This is a genomic window from Mycobacterium sp. NGS54 (assembly GCF_059812465.1).
Map to the genome: position 1 here is coordinate 384,395 of NZ_JCALCS010000003.1, position 15,925 is coordinate 400,319.

General features: G+C 70.3%; 11 protein-coding genes and 1 pseudogene. 6 read left to right on the forward strand and 6 right to left on the reverse strand.

The genetic code is table 11. The features are described 5' to 3' along the window. Window positions 1–4: 4 nt before the first annotated feature. Complete coding sequence (locus tag AC5Y5E_RS10735; protein ID WP_499902962.1) at window positions 5–1,600, reverse strand: PE family protein; 1,596 nt, start codon at window positions 1,598–1,600, stop codon at window positions 5–7. Between the two features lie 101 nt (window positions 1,601–1,701). Here AC5Y5E_RS10735 and AC5Y5E_RS10740 point away from each other — a divergent pair, with 101 nt between their 5' ends. Genes AC5Y5E_RS10740 through rfbA form a run of 3 tightly spaced genes read left to right on the forward strand, consistent with a single transcriptional unit; the run spans window position 1,702 to window position 3,747 of the window. Beyond that, window positions 1,702–2,457 carry a maleylpyruvate isomerase family mycothiol-dependent enzyme gene (locus AC5Y5E_RS10740; RefSeq protein WP_499902963.1) on the forward strand — a complete coding sequence of 252 codons (756 nt, stop codon included), beginning with the start codon at window positions 1,702–1,704 and terminating at the stop codon, window positions 2,455–2,457. A gap of 28 nt (window positions 2,458–2,485) precedes the next feature. Further along, the gene (locus tag AC5Y5E_RS10745) at window positions 2,486–2,854 is read left to right on the forward strand and encodes a nuclear transport factor 2 family protein (RefSeq protein WP_499902964.1); all 369 of its coding nucleotides are present in this window, start codon (window positions 2,486–2,488) and stop codon (window positions 2,852–2,854) included. A 23-nt stretch (window positions 2,855–2,877) separates the two neighbouring features. Then, window positions 2,878–3,747, forward strand: a complete 870-nt coding sequence (gene rfbA, locus AC5Y5E_RS10750) for a glucose-1-phosphate thymidylyltransferase RfbA (RefSeq protein ID WP_499902965.1) — start codon at window positions 2,878–2,880, stop codon at window positions 3,745–3,747. Here the strand turns inward: rfbA and AC5Y5E_RS10755 are convergent. The 3 genes and pseudogenes from AC5Y5E_RS10755 to AC5Y5E_RS10765 all read right to left on the reverse strand — a co-directional run bounded on the left by AC5Y5E_RS10755 (window position 3,695) and on the right by AC5Y5E_RS10765 (window position 8,046). After that, window positions 3,695–4,969, reverse strand: a complete 1,275-nt coding sequence (locus AC5Y5E_RS10755; RefSeq protein WP_499902966.1) for a YibE/F family protein — start codon at window positions 4,967–4,969, stop codon at window positions 3,695–3,697. The genes rfbA and AC5Y5E_RS10755 overlap by 53 nt on opposite strands. Window positions 4,970–5,026: 57 nt before the next feature. Then, entirely contained in the window at window positions 5,027–6,616 is a 1,590-nt protein-coding gene (locus AC5Y5E_RS10760; RefSeq protein ID WP_499902967.1) for a PE family protein, read from the reverse strand. A 141-nt stretch (window positions 6,617–6,757) separates the two neighbouring features. Next, window positions 6,758–8,046 (reverse strand): annotated as a pseudogene (locus tag AC5Y5E_RS10765) (pyridoxal phosphate-dependent aminotransferase). Window positions 8,047–8,095: 49 nt separating this feature from the next. On the opposite strand from AC5Y5E_RS10765, the gene AC5Y5E_RS10770 reads away from it, so the two are divergent. The 3 genes from AC5Y5E_RS10770 to AC5Y5E_RS10780 all read left to right on the forward strand — a co-directional run bounded on the left by AC5Y5E_RS10770 (window position 8,096) and on the right by AC5Y5E_RS10780 (window position 10,185). Further along, window positions 8,096–8,323: an antitoxin MazE-like protein gene (locus AC5Y5E_RS10770; RefSeq protein ID WP_499902968.1), complete on the forward strand. Its 228-nt coding sequence runs from the start codon at window positions 8,096–8,098 to the stop codon at window positions 8,321–8,323. Continuing rightward, window positions 8,289–9,437: a transcriptional regulator gene (locus tag AC5Y5E_RS10775; protein WP_499902969.1), complete on the forward strand. Its 1,149-nt coding sequence runs from the start codon at window positions 8,289–8,291 to the stop codon at window positions 9,435–9,437. The genes AC5Y5E_RS10770 and AC5Y5E_RS10775 overlap by 35 nt, the downstream gene beginning before the upstream one ends. 160 nt (window positions 9,438–9,597) lie before the next feature. After that, window positions 9,598–10,185 (forward strand): prevent-host-death protein, encoded by a 588-nt coding sequence (locus tag AC5Y5E_RS10780; protein WP_499902970.1) that lies wholly within the window; start codon window positions 9,598–9,600, stop codon window positions 10,183–10,185. A gap of 220 nt (window positions 10,186–10,405) precedes the next feature. Here the strand turns inward: AC5Y5E_RS10780 and AC5Y5E_RS10785 are convergent, their stop codons facing one another. After that, complete coding sequence (locus AC5Y5E_RS10785; RefSeq protein ID WP_499902971.1) at window positions 10,406–13,297, reverse strand: heterodisulfide reductase-related iron-sulfur binding cluster; 2,892 nt, start codon at window positions 13,295–13,297, stop codon at window positions 10,406–10,408. 124 nt (window positions 13,298–13,421) lie between these two features. Further along, the gene (iniR, locus tag AC5Y5E_RS10790) at window positions 13,422–15,803 is read right to left on the reverse strand and encodes an isoniazid response ATPase/transcriptional regulator IniR (protein ID WP_499902972.1); all 2,382 of its coding nucleotides are present in this window, start codon (window positions 15,801–15,803) and stop codon (window positions 13,422–13,424) included. Window positions 15,804–15,925: the final 122 nt, after the last annotated feature.

The window sequence follows — 15,925 nt, forward strand, 5'->3', positions numbered from 1 at the left end:
CGATCTACGTCAGGCCGTTGTTCCCGGCCGAGCCGAACACGCCGCCCGCGCCGCCGGTGCCGGCGTTGCCTTCCGGCACACCGATCCCGGCGTTGCCGCCGGTACCGCCGTTGCCGACGAGCACGGCGCCCCCGCCGTTACCGCCGTCACCGCCGCGGCCCGTGACGCCCTGGCCGCCGGGGCCGCCGTCACCCCCGTAGCCGACCAGTGCCGCGTTGCCGCCGTGGCCGCCGTTCCCGCCGGTGGTCGCACCGGCACCGCCGGCCCCGCCCGCGCCGCCGCTGCCCGAGATCCCCGCCGCGCTGCCGCCGCTGCCCCCGGCCCCGCCGGCGCCGGCGCCCCCGACCCCGCCGTTCCCGCCGCGTCCGGCGGTGCCCTGCACCGGGCCGGAGTTGCCGCCATTACCGCCGGCGCCCCCGTTGCCGGTGAGGCCCGTGCCGCCGGCGCCGCCGTCGCCGCCGTTTCCGGAGATGCCGCGGGTGTGGCCGCCGTCGCCGCCGGCGCCGCCGTTGGTTTGTCCGTTTCCGCCGGCGCCGCCAGCCCCGGCCGAGCCTTCGAACATGCCGCCGGCTCCGCCGTGTCCGCCGGAACCGCCATCGCCTGTGCTGCCCGTGCCGCCGGCACCCCCAGCGCCGCCGTTCCCCCATACGACCCCGGCCCCGCCGTCGCCGCCGTCACCACCGTGTCCCCCGAGGCCGGTCCCGCCGGCCCCGCCGACCCCGCCGGCACCGAGCAGGCCACCGTTCCCACCGGCCCCGCCGTTACCCCCGCTCGTTACGCCCGTGCCGCCGGCCCCTCCCGCGCCGCCGGTCGGCTGGGTCGGCCCGCCGATCCCGCCATTGCTGGCCAGGCTGAACACCCCGCCGTTCCCGCCGGCGCCGCCGTTTCCGCCGGCGCCGCTGGCCGAGAGCCCGCCCGCGCCACCGGCGCCGCCGGCGCCGAAGATCCCGCCCATCCCGCCGTTGCCGCCGTTCCCGCCGTGGACACCGGGACCGGTGGAGAACCCGCCGGCACCGCCGGCGCCGCCGGCCCCGAAGAGCGCGCCGGCCCCGCCGTTGCCGCCGTTTCCGCCGAGGGTGCCCGACCAGCCCGCGCCGCCCGCGCCGGCCGCTCCCAGCAGCCCGGCCGCCCCGCCGTTGCCGCCGTTGGGGTGGCTGGCTCCACCCGAGCCGCCCGCCCCGCCGTTGCCGATCAGGATTCCGGCGTCGCCGCCGTTCTGCCCGGTTCCCGGGGCCCCGTTGGCGCCGTTGCCGACGAGCGGGCGCCCGAACAGCGCCTCGGTGGGCGCATTGATGGCGTTCGTCAGGGTCTGCTGGACGTTGGCGGCCTCGGCGCCGGCGTAGGAGGCCGCGCCCCCGCCCAGGGCCTGCACGAACTGGTCGTGCAACGCCGCCGCCCGGGTGGTCAGCGCGTGAAAGTCCTGCGCCTGACCCGAAAACAGCGACGCGATCGCCGCCGACACCTCGTCGGCGCCCGCGGCCACCACCCGCGTCGTCGAGGCCGCCGCGACCGCGTTAGCCGTACTCACCGTCGCACCGATGCGAGCCAGATCCGACGCCGCCGCCCCCAGCGCCTCCGGTACCGCGATCACAAACGACATGCCCCCGCCTTCCATCAGTCGATGCCACGACGGACGTTATCGCCATCGGCCGCGTGCCGCACCGGATCAACCGTCTCGGGGCCGGCGAGTAGCCTGACCGCGTGGACTACGCCGCTGAGTTCCTCAACGAGAACCGAGCCTTCGCGGAGCTTTTCCGCGGTGTCGACGAGTCCACGCCGGTACCGACGTGCCCGGGCTGGAACGTCACCCAGCTGTTGCGCCATGTCGGGCGCGGCGATCGGTGGGCGGCGCAAATCGTGCGCGACCGGCTGCAGGAATTCCTGGATCCCCGCGCCGTCGAGGGCGGCAAGCCGCCACCGGATCCGGCCGACGCGATCTCCTGGCTGCACGGCGGCGCGCAGCGGTTGGTTGACGCCGTCGAGCTGGCGGGCGTGGAAACGCCGGTGTGGACGTTCCTCGGGACCCGCCCGGCGAACTGGTGGGTCCGGCGCCGGCTGCACGAGACGGCGGTGCACCGCGCCGACGCCGCCCTCGCCACCGGCGCCGAATTCACCCTCGACGCCAACGTCGCGGCCGACGCGATAACGGAATGGCTTGAGCGCGTGGCGATTCAGGCCGGAAGCGACGGGGCGCAGCTGCCGCTCGAGGCCGGCAGCACCCTGCATCTGCACGCCACCGACCCCGGGCTGGGCGAGGCCGGCGAATGGACGATCGGTGTCGACGGCGGCGCGATCACCTGGTCGCACGAACACGGCAAGGGCAGCGCGGCGCTGCGCGGCGGTGCCACCGACCTGTTGTTGGCGATCGTGCGCCGGGTCGCGCTGGCCGACACCGGTATCGAGCTGTTCGGCGACGACACGGTGTGGCAGAACTGGCTGGACCGTACGCCTCTATAACTCAGGCGGACACGGTAGCTTGCTGACCATGAGCACATCGGAGATCGCCACCGTCCTGGCGTGGCACGACGCCCTCAACGCCGCGGACCTGGAAACCCTGGTGACCCTGTCCAGCGACGACATCGAAATCGGCGACGCCCACGGGGCCGCACAGGGTCATGCGGCGCTGCGCAGGTGGGCCGGTTCCCGCGAGGGCACGGCCGAGCCCGGCCGCATGTACGTGCACGACGGCATCGTCGTCGTCGAAGAGAAGGTCAGCGCCCCCGGCGGGGAGGTCACCAACGCCGCGTCGGCGTTCCGGGTGGTCCGCGACCATGTCACGTCGGTGTTCCGGCACGAGGACTTGGCGGCGGCGCTGGAGGCGACGGAGCTCACCGAGGACGACTTCGTAAATTAGGGGGGCCAAACAGAGAGGCAGTTATGCGCGGCATCATCCTGGCTGGCGGGTCGGGCACCCGTCTTCATCCGATCACGATCGGCATCAGCAAGCAGTTGTTGCCGGTGTATGACAAGCCGATGGTGTACTACCCGCTGTCCACGCTGATGATGGCCGGCATCCGCGACATCCTGGTTATCACCACCCCGCACGACGCGGCCGGCTTCGAGCGGCTGCTCGGTGACGGTTCGCAATTCGGCATCAACCTCAGCTATGTCCAGCAGCACGAACCCGAGGGCCTGGCCCAGGCTTTCGTGCTCGGCGCCGACCACCTCGGCAACGACTCGGCCGCTTTGGTGTTGGGCGACAACATCTTCTACGGCCCCGGACTAGGCACCAGCCTTAGCCGCTTCCAAAACATAAGCGGCGGAGCGATTTTCGCGTACTGGGTGGCCAACCCGTCGGCCTACGGTGTCGTCGAGTTCAGCGACGACGGCATGGCGCTGTCGCTGGAGGAGAAGCCGGCCACCCCGAAGTCCCAGTACGCGGTGCCGGGCCTGTACTTCTACGACAACGACGTGATCGAGATCGCCAAGAACCTGAAGAAATCGGCGCGCGGCGAGTACGAGATCACCGAGGTCAACCAGATCTACCTCAACCGCGGCCGGCTCTCGGTCGAGGTGATGGCCCGCGGAACGGCATGGCTGGACACCGGCACCTTCGACTCGCTGCTGGACGCCAGCGACTACGTCCGCACGCTGGAACGGCGGCAGGGGCTGAAGGTCAGCGTCCCCGAGGAAATCGCGTGGCTGCGGGGATGGATCAGCGACGAGGAGCTGGCCGAGCGCGCCCGCACCCTGGTCAAGTCCGGTTATGGCGACTACCTGCTGGGGCTGCTGGAACAACGGCGCTGACCGGGGCCGGTTCGGGTTTCGCCAGCACGGCCGCGATCGCCGTCGTCAACGGCACCGACAGCGCCAGCGCGATGCCACCGACCGCGGAGCGGGCAAGTTCGATGGCCACGCTCTCACTGATCAGCACGTCGCCGAGCGAGCGGTTGGACACGCTGAACAGCAGCAGCAACGGGAGCGACGTACCGGCGTAGGCCAGCACCAGCGTGTAGACCGTGCTGGCGATGTGATCGCGGCCCACCCGGATGGCGCCCACAAAGATGGCCCGCCTGGAGCCGCCGAGGTGGGCCAGCTCGAAGACCGTCGACGCCTGCGTCACGGTCACGTCGTTGAGCACACCCAGCGACCCGATGATGAATCCGGCGAGCAGCAGCCCGCTGATCGACACGTTGCCCAGATACGCCGAGACCTGCCCGTTCTGATCGTCCGACAGGCCGGTCAGGTGGGCCAAATCAACTGCCGCCCAAGATAATCCGGCGGCCAGCAGCAACGCCGACAGGGTACCCAGCAGGGCGGCGCTGGTCCGCAGGCTCACCCCATGGGCCAGATAGATCACCGCATACAGGATCACTGCGGACGCCACCAGCGCGACGGGGACGGCAGGGGCGCCGTCGCGCAGCGCCGGCAGCAGGAACACGACCAGCACCAGGAACGCGACGCCGATGCCGACCAGCGCGAGCAGCCCGCGCCAGCGGGCCACGGCGACAATCACCACCGCGAACGCGACCGCGAGGCCGACCAGCGGCCAGCCGCGCTCGAAGTCGTAAAACGCGTAGCTGGTGGTGCCCTGCTCGTCGACCTGCCGGACGAGCCGGATGCGGTCGCCGGCCCCGAAGTGGGGCTGGCCGGGGCCGGGGGAGGACTCCAGCAGCGTCTTGGCGCCGGCGTTCGGGCCCGAGTCGATGGCGACCAGCGTTTGGACGCATCGCCCGGCGCCGGGGGCCGCCGATTGCGGCGTAGTGGTGAGCACCTGACCCGCCGACGGGCTGCCGCAGTCACCCAGCGCGCTGGACAGCACGTGGCCCTTCTGCGTGCTCACGGCGCCGCCGGCCGCGTTCTGGAACGGTGTCGGGATGTCGACGTGCTGGCGGCTCGGCCAGAGCAGCGCCGCGCCGGCGATCACGGCCACCCCGATGGCGACCAGCAGCCCGACGACGATCTTGGCGGGCAGCGGATCCAGCCCGGAGGCGCCTGACGACAGGCTGTGCGAGTGGGAGTGGGTCACCCGGTTGAGGGTAGAGGGGCGCCGACCCGGTGCCGGTCAGGCCAGCGCCTCCGCCTGCTACGGCAACCCGGGTATCCCGTCCAGGCCGAGCAGCAGCCCGCCTATGCCGCCAGCTCCGGCTTTTCCGCCTTTGCCCGGGGTCACGGCGAACCCGCCGTTGCCGCCGTTACCACCGTCGCCGATCAGCACGGCGTTACCACCTTGACCGCCGTTGCCGCCCGCGCCGCTCGCGTTGTTGGTGGTGTTGATCCCGCCGTCACCACCATGCCCGCCGTTGCCGACTAACCCGGCCATACCTCCGGCCCCGCCATTCCCGCCGATGATGGCGCTGATACCGCCGGCGCCACCGGAACCGCCGTCGCCGAAGAGCATGCCTGCATTGCCGCCGGCTCCGCCGTCCCCGCCTATCGCGGCGCCCGAGGCGGCACCGCCGCCGCCGCCGCTGCCGCCGGTGCCGAAGAGCATTCCGGCCCGGCCGCCGGCGCCGCCCTTCCCGCCAATGGCGCCGGCGGTGCCGCCGGCCCCGCCAGCGCCGCCGGCGCCAGCGAATAAGCTCGCCGCGCCGCCGGCTCCGCCATCCCCGGCAATCGAGCCGCCACCACCGCCGGCGCCCCCGTCGCCGCCACCGCCGAATAACATGCCCGCCGCGCCGCCGGCCCCGCCCTTGCCGTTGATTGCGCCGCCGCCGCCGCCGGTGCCGCCAGCCCCGCCATCGCCGCCGAGGATGCCACCCTGGCCGCCAGTGCCGCCATTCCCGCTGATCGCGCCGGCACTCCCGCCGGCGCCGCCGAAGCCACCGGGGCCGCCGGTGCCGATCAGCCCGCCGGCGCCTCCGGTCCCACCGGGACCCGCGACGGCGTTACCGGTGAACCCGCCGATGCCGCCGGCGCCGCCGACGCCGAACAGCCCCGCAGTGCCGCCGGCCCCGCCGGCGCCGCCATTACCCCCGGCGCCGTTACCGCTGCCGCCGGCGCCGCCGGTGCCGCCGGCGCTGAACAGTCCGCCGGCCCCGCCGGCCCCGCCGTTCCCCCCGGTTCCGGCGGCGTTGAATCCACCGGCGCCGCCGCTGCCGCCGGCCCCGAACAGCAACCCGCCGGCCCCACCGGCCCCACCGGTGGTGGTGCCGGGCCCGCCAGCTCCGCCGGCGCCGCCCATACCGAACAACCCCGCGGCCCCGCCGGCGCCGCCGTTCACGCCGACCCCGCCAGACCCGCCATTGCCGCCGCTGCCGATCAAGATGCCGCCGGCGCCGCCGTTTGCCCCGCTCCCCGGGGCCCCGCTGGCGCCGTTGCCGATCAGTGGGCGCCCGGCCAGCGTCAGGAAGGGGGTATTGATCAGGTTCAGCAGTTCCTGCAGGGGAGTGGCGGCGGCGGCCTCGGCGCTCGCATAGGAGCCGGCGCCCGCCGCCAAGGTCCGGACGAACTCGTCCTGGAATGCCGCCGCCTGCACGCTGAGCGCCTGATACCCCTGGGCGTGCCCGGAAAACAGCGCCGCGATGGCCGTCGACACCTCATCGGTGCCCGCCGCCAGCACCGCCGTGGTCTGAGCCCGCGCGGCCGCATGGGCCGCGGCCAGCGCCGATTCGATATTGGCCAAATCCGATGCTGCCGCTGTCAGCGCCTCCGGCGCCGCGATCACAAACGACATCTGACACCTCCCAATTCGTCATGACCACTGCGTCATGTCGACCCGGGATAGTCGGTCATAACCGACTAATCGATATGAACTCATCGTCGCGCTCGTGGGGCGGCGGCGCTGGAGTTTCGCCGAGTTTTTTCGCGGCGCCGGTTACTGCCGGTAGCCGGCCAGGAAGTTGCCCAGCCGCTCGATCGCGGCGGCGAGATCGCGCGACCACGGCAGCGTCACGATGCGCAGGTGATCCGGTGCCGGCCAGTTGAATCCGGTGCCCTGGGTGACCAGGATCTTCTCGGACAACAGCAGCTCGAGGACGAGCTGCTCGTCGTCCTCGATGTCGTAGACCTCGGGATCCAGCCGGGGAAACGCGTACAGGGCGCCCTCGGGTTTGACGCAGGACACCCCGGGAATCTCGTTGAGCTTGGTCCAGGCGACGTCGCGCTGCTCGAGGAGCCGACCCCCGGGAAGCACCAGGTCCTCGATGCTCTGGTGGCCGCCGAGGGCGACCTGAATCGCGTGCTGCGCCGGGACGTTGGGGCACAGCCGCATGTTGGCCAGCAGGCTGATCCCCTCGATGAAGCTGCTGGCGTGCTCCTTGGGCCCGGTGATCGCCAGCCAGCCGGCCCGGTAGCCGGCGACCCGGTAGGCCTTCGACAGGCCGTTGAAGGTCAGGCACAGCATGTCGGGCGCCAGCGACGCGACGTTGATGTGCTTGGCGTCGTCGTACAGGATCTTGTCGTAGATCTCGTCGGCCAGCAGCAGCAGCTGATGCTTGCGCGCCAGGTCGACCATCTGGGTGAGGATCTCGCGGCTGTAGACGGCGCCGGTGGGGTTGTTCGGGTTGATCACGACCAGCGCCTTGGTGCGCTCGGTGATCTTGGATTCCAGGTCGGCGATGTCCGGCTGCCAGCCCTGGGTCTCGTCACACAGGTAGTGCACGGGCGTGCCGCCGGCCAGCGAGGTCGACGCGGTCCACAGCGGGTAGTCCGGCGCCGGGATCAACACCTGATCGCCGTTGTCGAGCAGGGCCTGCAGCGTCATCGTGATGAGCTCGGAGCACCCATTGCCCAGGTAGACGTCGTCGACGTCGAACCGGGGAAAGCCCTCGACCAGCTCGTAGCGGGTGACCACCGCGCGCCGGGCGGGCAGGATGCCCTGCGAGTCCGAGTAGCCCTGCGCGTAGGGCAGGGCCTGGATCATGTCGCGCATGATCACGTCGGGCGCCTCGAAGCCGAACGGCGCCGGGTTGCCGATGTTGAGCTTGAGGATGCGGTGTCCCTCGGCCTCCAGCCGCGCGGCGTGCTGATGCACCGGGCCGCGGATCTCGTACAGGACGTCCTGCAGTTTGGACGACTGCGCGAAGGACCGCTGCCGATGATGGCCGGTGACGTGCGCGGGCAGCTGGTGAGTACTCACGTACCTATGGTGCCATCGTTGTCCAACGAAATTTGCTGTTGGGCACCCAACTGCAACCAATGCATCATTGCTCCTATGGGCAAAGAATCGACGCGACGAGCCGGCGAATATGGCCGGCGCATGCGTGAACGCGGATACCGCCCAGTCCAGATGTGGGTGCCCGACGTCCACTCGGCCGGCTTTGCGGCAGAGGCGCGCCGCGAGGCAACAGCGCTGGCCGAAGCCGACCGGCTCAGCGACGACATGGATTTTGTCGAGGCGATCTCAGATGACCCAGGTCGGCTGGACGACAAAAGACCGTGATGACCTTGCTGTTCGGTGTTCGGTATTGACCGAACACCGAACAGCAAGCAGAATATTTGGGATGTCAGGGGCCGAGGCCGAGCTCGCGTTGGTCAACGCGCTGCAAACGGTGGGTCTCGACGCACGGCTCGCGGGGACGCCCGATCGTCATGCCGACGTCGAGGTGAAAACACCCGACGGCCGGAAGTTTTTGATCGAAGCCAAGTATCGGACGCTCGCTTCGCCGGATGGGCTGCCGCGCCAACTTGAGCGGTATGCGCACGATCTGCGTCGCCTTGAAACCCTCGAAGGCGAGCCTGTGGTGGGAGTTCTGATCGCCGATCGGGTGACCGAAGCCGCACGGGCAATCTTGCAGAAGGCTGACTGGGGATGGCTGGACCTGCGGGGCCACCTGCACATCGCAGCACCCGGGGTCTACGTCCACGCAGATATTCAGCCACTGGGTGGGCGTGACGGGTCTACGGATCCCTTCGGCGGCCGAGCGGGGCTAGAAGTCTCCGTCGAACTCCTGCTAAATCCCAATGACTCCGTCGGCGTGCGATCACTCGCATCTCGAATCGGCAGGGCGCCAAGCACGGTTTCCGAGGTACTCGCTCGCCTGCGCGCCGCAAATCTCACCGACGCGGCTCATCGTCCTGTGATCCCGGACCTGTTCTGGAGTGTTGCGTCAGCCTGGCGAGCGACATCCGTTGATGCAAGTTCGTTGCCTTCGATGGGGGACCGGCCCCTACTCGAGGCGCTGCGTGTAAGACAGGACGGTGCCGCCGCGGGTTGGGCCTTGACTGATACGACAGCGGCCGCAATTTATGGTGCGCCGATCGGGGCACGCAAGGACCATCCCCCGGACTTCTACGTTCCGGACATGCCGACGCTCCGCCGTGCAACGCAGGTTCTAGGGACAGCCGCCGATCCGAGCGCTCGCGCAGCGACATTGCGAGTAGCGCCCGTCGCCGCAGCTTGCCTCGAGCGCGTTCGCGACGCCACCATCCCTAACAATCCATGGCCGCTTGCACGGCCGCTGTTCGTGGCGTTGGACTTGGCCCAGGACCCAGCCCGTGGCCAAGAAATCCTCGAGGAGTGGAACCCGCCGGAACCGTGGGCCCGTGTCTGGTAGTCCGGCGTCCGCGCCGACAGTCGAACTTGTCGGTAGTGCGATGGAACGACTCGTACATGCGATCCCTGTAGTGGCCGCCCACTCGTCGCGGCCGATCGTTCTCATCGGAGGACTCGCCGTTATCTGTCGGCTCGGCAACCCATATCGATCCACGAGTGACGTGGATACCGTCGACCGCAGGCGTAACGATGAATCGTCGCAGCTCGAACTGCTGTTGGGCGCTGGTGCGGAGCCAAGTGGTCCAACTGGAGCGGTTGTCGAAACGCCGGCTGGGCGCGTCCAGATCGACATCTTTGACGTCACGGACGGGGCGCTCGACCGGCTTCCCGACGACCCAACGGCCCGCTTGCACGTACTCGCTCACAACTGGGCTGCGTCCACAGCATCCCCGATGGCGCTTCAAATACACGGCCTACCCCCGGTCACCGTGCAGGTTGCCCAACCAGGTCCGCTTATAGCGATGAAGCTGCAGTCCGTCATGGACCGAGGTGCTGTAAAGGAGGCTAGCGATTTGTTGGACGTGGTGCGGCTGACCCTCGATCGAACGACGGGCACGACGGCGCGGCAACAGCTTTCGAGCGCAGATTCACAGCTCCGAGCTGACTCGCTTATGCATGTCAGGTTGTGGTTTGTCGCGAACGCCACGCGGTCGTTGGGCCGTATCAGATCGATACCGGAAGGACGGTCAACGACTGCCGATGACATTGGTCTGGTCGGCGAACTTTTAACGGCAGCGCTGGAGACCTGAGTTGCGCACCGTGCGCCCATTAAGGAAAGGTCGGCGCCGCCACGGAGGCAGGGCGTTCGAATGCCGTCATAAGCCGACCACGGTTATTCACCGGGTACAAAAGCGCTCTGCCAGGTCTCCTAACGAACGTTGATCGGTCTGATCCCCTAACGGCACAAGTAAATACCGGACACTGACGGAACACCGACCGTCTCTGCAGTCGGTCGCGAGATCCGAGCGGTCAGCGCTTCCCGGGTGGGCGGGCGCCGCGCGCGATACCCAGGCCCTTTACGGGTGCCGCCGGCGGTGCCGCGTCGCCGTCGGGCTGCGCCGAGGGCTCCGGCTGTTGCTCCGGCTCGGCCTTGGCCTCCGGTTGCTCGGCCGGGGCTTCGGCGGCCGTGGCGGCGGGCGCGGCCTTCTTGGCCCCGGGTCGCTTTGCACCGGCAGCGATGCCGAGCCCCTTCACCGGTGCGGCGGGCGCCGCGGGCGCCTCGGTTTCGGCGGCCGGTGCGGCGGGCGCCTCGGCCGCCGGCGCTGCCGCCTTGGCGGGCGCTGCCGGAGCGGCCTTTTTGGCGCCGGGTCGCTTGGCGCCGGCGGCCAGGCCAAGCCCCTTCGCGGGCGCGGCGGGCGCGGCGGGCGCCGCCGGAGCGGCCGCCTCCTCGGCGGGCGCCTCGGTTGCTTTCGCCGCGGGCGCGGCTTTCTTGGCGCCTGGCCGCTTGGCGCCGCCGGCGATGCCCAACCCCTTGGCGGGCGCGGCGGGAGCCGGGGTCGCGGCCTTGGCGGGCTCCGGCTCGGCGGCCTTGGCGGGCGCGGGCTCCTCGGCCTTGGCGGGCGCGGCCGGGGCGGACGCCTTGGGCGCCGCGGCGGCCCGCTTCTCGGCCTCCTTGGCGGCCGTGCCCTTTTCGGGCAGCGTGGCCTTGTCGTACTCGATCGACCCGAGCAGCACCTGGGCGACGTCGAGCACCTCGACGCCGCTGCGGCCGGCTTCTTCCTGCCGGTCGTTGACGCCGTCGGTGACCATCACCCGGCAGAACGGGCAACCGGTGGCGATGGTGGCGGCGCCTGTCGCCAGGGCCTCGTCGACGCGTTCGTGGTTGATCCGCTTGCCGATGTGTTCTTCCATCCACATGCGCGCACCGCCCGCGCCGCAGCAGAAGCTGCGCTCGGCGTGGCGCGGCATTTCGGTAAGGGTGGCCCCGGCGGCGCCGATCAGCTCGCGCGGCGCCTCGTACACCTTGTTGTGCCGGCCCAGGTAGCAGGGGTCGTGGTAGGTGATCTCCTGGGAGACAGAGGTAACGGGCACCAGCTTCTTGTCGCGGATCAGCCGGTTGAGCAGCTGGGTATGGTGCAACACGGTGTAGTTGGAGCCCAGCTGCCGGTACTCCTTGCCCAGGGTGTTGAAGCAGTGCGGGCACGTCACGACGATCTTGCGGTCGACGGTCTCCACGCCCTCGAACAGCCCGTCCAGGGTCTCGACTGCCTGGGCGGCCAGCTGCTGGAATAGGAACTCGTTGCCGGAGCGGCGGGCGGAGTCGCCGTTGCAGGTTTCGCCCGTCCCCAGCACCAGGTACTTGACGCCGGCGACGGCCAGCAGCTCGGCGACGGCCTTGGTGGTCTTCTTCGCCTTGTCGTCGTAGGCGCCGGCGCAGCCCACCCAGAACAGGTACTCGTAGCCGTCGAAGCTGTCGACGTCCTCGCCGTAGACCGGGACGTCGAAGTCGACCTCGTCGATCCAGTTGGTCCGGTCCGAGGCGTTCTGGCCCCACGGATTGGCTTTGGTCTCAAGGTTTTTGAACAGCACCGACAGCTCGGAGGGGAACTCCGACTCCATCATCACCTGGTAGCGGCGCATGTCGACGATGTGGTCGACGTGCTCGATGTCCACCGGGCACTGCTCGACGCAGGCGCCGCACGTCACGCAGGACCACAGCACGTCGGGGTCGATGACGCCGCCCTGCTCGGCGGTGCCGACCAGCGGGCGCGTCGCCTGTTCCGGGCCGGAGCCCATCACGCGGCCGAAGCCCGACTCGGGGACGTGGTGTTCCTCGGCGTGCTTCTCGCCGCTCAGGTTCTCGGCGACCCCGCCTTCCGGGGTGTTCTCGAGCGGAGTCTCCTTGTCGCCCAGGATGTATGGCGCCTTGGCCATCCAGTGGTCGCGCAGGTCCATGATGACGAGCTTGGGCGACAGCGGCTTTGCGGTGTTCCAGGCCGGGCACTGCGACTGGCAGCGCCCACACTCGGTGCAGGTGGCGAAGTCGAGCATGCCCTTCCAGGTGAAGTCTTCGATCTTGCCGCGGCCGAATTGGGCGTCGTCGGGCGGGTTTTCGAAGTCGATCGGCTTGCCGTCGGACTCGATCGGCAGCAGCGGGCCGAGCCCGTCGGGCAGGCGCTTGAAGATGACGTTGATGGGCGCCAGGAAGATGTGTAAGTGCTTGGAGTGCAACACGATCAGCAGGAAGGCCAGCATGACGCCGATGTGCAGCATCAGGGCGACGGTCTCGACGATCTCGTTGGTGTTGTGACCCAGCGGCTGCAGCAGCGAGCCCATCAAGTGGCTGAAGAAAGCGCCGCGGCCGTACGGGAATTCGTCGCCGAGGGCGTTCACCGACGCCCCGCGGAAGATGGCGTACGTCCAGATGACGTTGAAGATCATGAACAGGATCAGCCACGCGCCGCCGGTGTGCGAGCCGTAGAAGCGGGACTGGCGGCCGTATTCCTTCGGCTCGGTGCGCAGCCGGATGATCGCGAAGGTGACGATGCCGGTCAGCACGGCCAGCGCGAAGAAGTCCTGCAGGGCGCCGAGTGCGTCCCAGCGGCCGATGATCGGAATGTGGAAGTTCGGCTGGAACAGCACGCCGTAGGCCTCGATGTAGACCGTCAGCAGGATGAAGAATCCCCACATCGTGAAGAAGTGCGCCAGACCCGGCAGCGACCACTTCAGCAGCTTGCGCTGGCCGAACACCTCGGAGAGTTCCGTCCAGATGCGGTCGCCGACATGGTCGGCGCGCCCGCTGGCCGGCTGCCCGGACATGATCAGCTTGTTCAGCCACAGCACCCGTCGCGCGGCGAAAGCGCCCACCACCACGGTCATGCCCAGTCCGATGATCAGTCTGATGAGCGTTTGCGTGGTCACAGAAGGTCTCCCCAATTCCTAGTTTGTTTGCCTACTGAGGCTTGCCCATAGTGACATCTGGGTGGCTTTCGATGCGAGATAGGCTGCCCTAAGTCAGCGCTTCGCGGCGCCTGTGGCCTGCGGTTCAGCCCTCGGGGGCCAGCATCGTTCGCAGCATGGACAGCATCTCCGAGCGCGAGTCGGCGCCGAGGCGACGCCGGATCCGCGCCACGTGATGCTCGACCGTCTTTGCCGAGATGAACAGTCGGCCGCCGATGTCGCGATACGGCATGCCCAACAGGAGAAGTTCGGCGACTTCGCGTTCGCGCTGAGACAGGGCCGAGCCCGACGGCGGGTGGTGTGCCGCCGAACGGCCAGCGTCCTCCGGTTCCGCGACGACGGGAGCCTCCCCGATCCCGCTGCCCACCTTGAGGTCTCGGGCCAGTTGCAGCATGGCCCCGGACACCCGCCCGTCGGGTGCCTGCAGGGCGGCCTGACCGGCGAGCCGGGTGGCGTCGGAGGTCAGCCCGACGCTCGACAACGCCCGAGCCGCGGCGGTGACCTCGTCGACGTCGACCTGATCGGCGAGCACCCGCAGCCAGGTGCGGCCGGCCGTGGACAGCGCGCGCGCCATGGTGCTCTCGCCGGCGGCGGCGCCGAGGGCCTGCCCGTGCGGCGCGACCAGCTCCGGTGAGTTGGCGAGGATTCCCGCGTGCACACCGGCCCAATGCAGGGGCGCGGACCACAACGTCGGGTTGCCCAGGGAGTCCAGCAGCCCGAACGCCTGATCCAGGGGATGACGCAGCCGTTCGACCTGTCGCATCCGGGCTGCTGCCACCCACAATTCCCCCAGCGGCAGCAGCGCGAACAGGTCGACCGAGTACTCCGCGAGCACCTCCGTGGCCTCATACCAATGTTTTTGCAGCGCACCCGCGTCGCCGCTGCGCCGCGCGATCGCGGTCTGCAATGCCGCCGCCCACAATGCGTCGCGCCGGTGCAGCCCGGCCGCGTCCCCGCCCGCCGCCGGCAGCTGCCCGTCCTGCATCTTGAGCCAGCCCGACAGCAACGCGTGCCGATGCCCGAACAGCGCGTCGCCCTCGGCGCGGGCGATGACGCTGCGGGCGCGGACCGGATCGCCGCCGTGGATGGCGGCCAGCGCGACGAGCGCGGCGGGGCTCTCGGGCATCACCTCGGTCGGTGGTTGTCCGGCGGGAAAGGCCTGGCCGAGCTGCGCGATCGCCACCGGATACGGGCGATCCACGGTCGCCAGCAACCCTTCGGCGAGACCGCGCGCGCAGCGTGCGGCCATCGTCGGCGGGCCGGTGTCGTTGGGGCGCAGGGCGGCGCGCGCCGCGGCGAGATCACCCGTCGCGATGTGCACGAGCGCCGCGGCGCCGCCGACGACGGCATCGGACTGCGGGCCAAGCCAGGCGAACAGTTCGGCCGCCTGGCTCGCCTTGCCGTCATCGACGGCGATGCTGGCGGCGATGCGCACCGCCGCCGCGCGTTCGGCGGGATCCGGCGAGGCGAGCAGGCCGTCGGTCAGCGCCGCCGCCGACGCGCAGTCTCCGGTGCGGGCCAGCGCGTCCGCGATTCGCGGCGCGACGCCGTCGGCGCCGGCGGCCGCCGCCGCGCGGTACAGCCTTGCGGCGCCGACGGGATCCGCCGGCGCGGCTTCGGCCTGCCGAACGAGCATGGCCGCCAACCGGTCGTCGGTGAGGCCGTGTTCGGCGAGTTGGAGTGCGAGGGCCGCCGACACCGTCGACATGTCCAATTGCGAACGCAAGAGCGAGGTTTCGACCTCACGGTGGTGGGTGTTGCCGACGAGCTGGGCGACCGCGCCGTGAACCAGCTGCCGGAATCCCGGGTCGTGCGAGGGTTCGACGAGCCCGCTCGCCCGCGCCCGATCGACGAGTTGGCTTGCCTGTGTCATCGAAATCCCCAGTGCTGCGGCCACATCCGCAGCCCCGAAGCCGAGGGTCAGCGACGTGACGAGGAGGGTGTCCAGGGTGAGCTCGTCGAGTCGGCGCAACCGGTCGATCAGCGCATACGTGACCGCCTGCGCCGGGGCCCGCCCCCCGTCGGTGACCGCGCGCACCAGGAAGGGGATTCCGGCGGTGCACTCCAGCAGGTGCTCGGCGACGGGCAGTGGACCGAGGGATATGTGTCGTCCGTCCCGTTCGATGGCCAGCGCCACGTCCCGCAGCCGGTCCCACGGCTCGGCGGCCACCACAACCGTCACGTCGTCGGCCAACCGCTCCAGGAGGGTCTGCCGCTCGGCGTCGGTCAGCAAGTGGGCATCGTCGACAACCAGCGCCGCGTCCGACGGGTCGCCGGCGCGCGGTGGGCGCGCCAGCAGGGTGAGTCCGGTGCCCCGCAGTTCTTGGCGGACGGCGGCGAGAGCAGTGCTCTTGCCCGCTCCGATTCCGCCGCTGATCAGGAGCTTCACCGGCGTCGTCGCGGCATCGGCGAGGACCCGAAGCGCGTCGCGCACCTCCGGCGGGACGTCCACGGGGGAATCGCTCATCGCGCCGGCCCCCTTCCATCCAATCCCGCATTTCCCCTAACGACGCACCCCCTAATACTGCCCTACGGGAGGCGGGTTTCGCACCGATCACCGCATGGGGCGCAGCCGATACGCTCTTGGTA